The sequence below is a fragment of the Oleiphilus sp. HI0132 genome (assembly GCF_001635845.1).
In genome coordinates this window covers 1-4,120 of sequence record NZ_LWGJ01001263.1, presented here as the reverse complement: position 1 = coordinate 4,120, position 4,120 = coordinate 1, and the positions used below count along the sequence as shown (strand labels likewise).

At 42.4% G+C, this 4,120-nt stretch carries 5 protein-coding genes; 4 read left to right on the top strand and 1 reads right to left on the bottom strand.

Translation table 11 applies throughout. The features are described 5' to 3' along the window. The 3 genes from A3766_RS19020 to A3766_RS19010 form a co-directional block, all read left to right on the top strand. Positions 1–374 (top strand): HD-GYP domain-containing protein (locus A3766_RS19020; protein WP_156508983.1); only part of this gene is annotated, 374 nt, incomplete at its 5' end. Between the two features lie 112 nt (positions 375–486). Then, complete coding sequence (locus tag A3766_RS19015) at positions 487–1,293, top strand: flagellin (RefSeq protein WP_068512421.1); 807 nt, start codon at positions 487–489, stop codon at positions 1,291–1,293. Between the two features lie 162 nt (positions 1,294–1,455). Then, entirely contained in the window at positions 1,456–1,641 is a 186-nt protein-coding gene (locus A3766_RS19010) for a PEP-CTERM sorting domain-containing protein (protein ID WP_068512423.1), read from the top strand. A 25-nt stretch (positions 1,642–1,666) separates the two neighbouring features. Here A3766_RS19010 and A3766_RS19005 read toward each other — a convergent pair whose 3' ends face one another. Further along, positions 1,667–2,791 (bottom strand): SMP-30/gluconolactonase/LRE family protein, encoded by a 1,125-nt coding sequence (locus A3766_RS19005; protein WP_068512425.1) that lies wholly within the window; start codon positions 2,789–2,791, stop codon positions 1,667–1,669. A 164-nt stretch (positions 2,792–2,955) separates the two neighbouring features. Here A3766_RS19005 and A3766_RS19000 point away from each other — a divergent pair, with 164 nt between their 5' ends. Next, entirely contained in the window at positions 2,956–3,237 is a 282-nt protein-coding gene (locus A3766_RS19000) for a pyrimidine/purine nucleoside phosphorylase (RefSeq protein WP_068512427.1), read from the top strand. Positions 3,238–4,120: the final 883 nt, after the last annotated feature.

Sequence of the window (4,120 nt, the reverse complement as noted above, 5' to 3'; positions counted from 1 at the left end):
CTAGCAAACTAAGCGACCAGGAATTTCGTACTATTCGCGGCCATATAGAGATGGGCTCAGAATTTCTAAGTCGTATGGAAGGTTGGACAGAAGCCGCCACGATGGTTGCTCAACACCATGAGCGATATGATGGTAAAGGCTACCCAAAGAATTTGGCAAACGAACAAATACACCGTGGTGCTATGTTAATCGCTTTGGCGGACACCTTCTATGCAGTAACCAACGAACGTGCAGATAGAAGCTACAAGAAGTCTCTGTTCAGTGCTGTCACACTCATTAATGGCGAAAGTGGCACGCAATTTCACCCTACCTATGTCGAAGCTTTTAACGAAACAGTTAGGCATCATTACGTCACTCGCAAAAATATGACATAAAATAGTACCCTAAACAGTAGCGCTGGTTACCAAGCGTTACTGTTTAATAAATGACCTGCTCGACTTCCCGCGCTATCATTAAAAAATAGCTATCTCGGCGGGAGCAATCATCATGACTATTTCACTCAACGGCGGCATTGGCAGCCCTCAAAGCCTTTCCAGTGCGTCCCAAACTGATAGACAACTGCAGCAGCTCAGTTCAGGAAGCCGGATTAATAGCGCAGCTGATGATGCAGCAGGCGCAGCAATATCTGAACGCTTGAATAGCCAACTAGGTGCTTTTGATGCAGGCATCCGTAACGCCAATGACTCCATTTCCGCAATTCAGGTTGCCGACGGAGCACTGAAAAGCCTTAACGATAACATTGGTCGTATACAAGAGTTGACGATTCAAGCTGGTAACGGTGCGCTATCCACACAAGACCGACAAGCCTTGCAAGAAGAAGCAAATCTCTTGATTGAAGACTCAAATAGCATTCTCGAAAACACTAACTTCAATGGCAAGGCCCTACTCAGTGGTGAACAAGACTTCAATATTCAACTGGATCAACCAGGAAAGAGCATTCAACTCGAAGGCAAAGACTTAGCCAAAGAGATCAAAGAATTAGGCTTTGAAGACGTAGACTTAAGTTCAGCTGAGCAAGCTAGCAAGTCATTAGAAACCTTAAACCAAGCATCTGAGCTAGTACTATCCCGCCAATCAGAACTTGGTGCCGTTAGCAATCGAGTCGAGAGTTCGATCGATAATATCGCCATATCCAAAGTTAATACGGCTGAAGCGAGGAGCCGAATCAGTGACACTGACTATGCTCAGGTGGCCTCAGACCTAGCTGCGAGCCAAATAAGAGATCAGGTACAGATCGCCGTACAAGGACAAGCGAATAGTCAACGTGGCGCTGTGTTACAGCTTTTATCCTAACTTTCAATCGCACTTGAGCTAAATCTGCGCTACACTCGCGCCCGAAATCTAGTGAGGGCTTCATCTATTAGTCACATTCTATAGATAGACTGCCATTCCATCTCACTGAAAGCTCCTTTATATCGTCTCACCAGTAAAGGAAAAATTACTAAGGAAGGTAAAATGAAACATATAAGTCGCGCGGTCGCGCTAGTTCTATTTAGCTTGATCACCATACAAGCTCATGCAAACCCAATAGTTACCGAAATCCCAGAACCAACGACACTATCATTGATAAGTATCGGTTTAATTGGTCTAGGTTTGGCACGTCGTAAAGTTAAAAGCACTGACAAAGCGGGAACTCAGTAGCCTTACATCAAGCTGGAATTCGACGCTATTCTACAGCCACGCTTTGTTTCTCTGCCTCTGCCGGCTTTGCACATCTAAGGGCAAAGGGCTCAAATACAGCACCAAGTAGTAATTGATCTTCATACATACTTGCCACACTCGTGCCTGAAATCAGCTCGCCACTATCATAGTAAATCGACTCGGCCTGCATCTTTTCACCAGACACATCTATTTTAAATGCTTGAGATGGAGAAAGGTGGCTTTCATCATGCATATGAGCCGTAAACTCAAAGACTTTCGGATGACCGGCTGTGAGCAGGTGTTGATCATCCAACCACTCAAGATTATCAACAGCCATGGGGATGTAAACCGTATCAATTAAGTGCCAGGACAGCATATCCTGTCCTTTCATATAGCGAGACACTTGATTCGCTGTGGTTTCAGCTACAAACAGGGTTTTCTGGTCTGCAGACAAAGTCACCCCATTCGTATAACGAAGGCCATCGATCACTGTATGCCCCTGCTCTCCATCAAAATATACCAGCGAAGACAACGCCAGCCCGGCATAGTCCTCTACAATCTCCATCACGCTATGACGCGGGTTGCCATGATCGTTTGATACAAAGAAACGGTCTTTCCCCACAACAGCGATATCATTAGGCGAGATTAACTCTGGAAATGGAATACGTCGGCGTAGCTTTAAGTTACCATCAGGAAGAATGCTAAATACATCAATCTCATGTGTCTGCATATCAAGATGATTTACCGCATAGAGCTCTATCGCCTTTCCCTGAACGCCATCTTGTTGTTCAAAGCGCAGAGCAATTCCATGAGGATGAAAAGCCCCTTTCATTTTGACCATCAACTGCTTTGGTTTCGAGTTTGGATCACTGAGATCCAGAGTCCAAATACCACCGTTTTCATAGGACTTTAAGTCTTTATCCAAAAAAGCCTGGCGACGGTCATCGGCTGAAATATAAGCCAGCTTTTGCACTCGATCGACCGTGATATCCTCTGCTCCAATAGGACCTGCTAGCTTTTCACACTGCCCAAAAGGCTGACTTTCTTCAACACTACGGAAGACCCCTGCATCCTTAGCGATACCCGCGGCGTGAAATATCACCAGTACTAAAATAAGTAGTAAGATTTTTGTTCGAGTCTTCTTAAGCATTTCTTAGATATCCAGTTTTTATTATTACTTATAACGAGCTAGGCAGTTTACCAGTAAAAATCATACTTTGTACTTTCAAAAATGAATACCCTGCCATCGATTATGCGTATAATGCCGCCCATTGATTTGAATTTACGCAAAATAGTAATTACAGGAGAGCTACAATGCTAGAAGTTAACGAATATTTTGATGGCAAGGTTAAATCGATTGCCTTTGAAAGCACTACTCTGCCAGCAACAGTAGGCGTTATGAAAGCAGGTGAATATACCTTCGGTACCAGCCAGAAAGAATACATGACAGTTGTCAGTGGCGAACTAATTGTAAAACTACCAGGCTCAGAAGAATTTGTTTCATTTAAAGACGGAGAGACTTTTACCGTTGAAGCAAATCAGTCCTTCGACCTGCAAGTTCCTACAGATACCGCTTATCTTTGTAAGTACGAATAAACAGAATCTATTTAATAAGCCTCTGTGGTGGATTCGTTTTTGGGGTTTTGGTCTTGAAAGATTAAGCCCCTTAAGCACGGAGCGCTTTGCTGTACAGAGGAATAATGCTTATCTGTATCGGCTCAAACCCGACCTTACAGTTTGAGTTTCAAATCACGACATAGTCAAACAACAGCAAAGTCCGCAAACGAGACATAAGGCTGCTGACTTCTTTCAGGATAATTTAGCCAGATTAAAAATTGAGATAACTAACGAAGGTGAGCAAAAGCGATCATTTTAAGAATGCTGGAATACCTATGACTTTTTGTTGAAAGCGTTCCTTTTTGGTTGCACTAAATACCACTGGCAAAGGAGCTCAAAGCTAACCCAATTTGCATATAGAAAAACCGATTGCTCTCGACCTTTTTCAATCATTTAGGATGGCTAGAAATCAGCTATCAATAATGATAGCTAAGAAACGTATAACTAATTTTTATCAACACGGCCAGATTTGCATAAAGTTGGGCAAAAGCAGCCTTTTGGAATGGAGGTAAAGCGCGACTAACTCAGGGCGTGAAACTAACCAAAGCATTTCTTCGCAATAACCGGCAGAAAATAAACGTCACCTTTTTACCTCAAATAATTGTTTAATAGCTTTATTAGATTTGAAAGTAATTCAACGCTATTGAATAGCTTGTAAATTAGTTCCGAAATAAATCCTAAAAGTTAGTTAATAAAGGTGATGAACGCCTCATTACCAACAACTAGTGAATCTCACTCAGTAACTATTGTGTCAACTTTTGTTACAATTTGTTTCTGTAATCTAGCTGTATCTTTAATACGGAGTAATTTAAGCGATGTTTGGTTTTAAACGTTTTAACCTAACTAATTTGGTAGTTTTAAC

Coding starts and splice junctions, on each gene's coding strand:
- A3766_RS19015 (WP_068512421.1), top strand. CDS start 487: ATGACTATTTCACTCAACGGCGGCATTGGCAGCCCTCAAAGCCTTTCC.
- A3766_RS19010 (WP_068512423.1), top strand. CDS start 1,456: ATGAAACATATAAGTCGCGCGGTCGCGCTAGTTCTATTTAGCTTGATC.
- A3766_RS19005 (WP_068512425.1), bottom strand. CDS start 2,791: ATGCTTAAGAAGACTCGAACAAAAATCTTACTACTTATTTTAGTACTG.
- A3766_RS19000 (WP_068512427.1), top strand. CDS start 2,956: ATGCTAGAAGTTAACGAATATTTTGATGGCAAGGTTAAATCGATTGCC.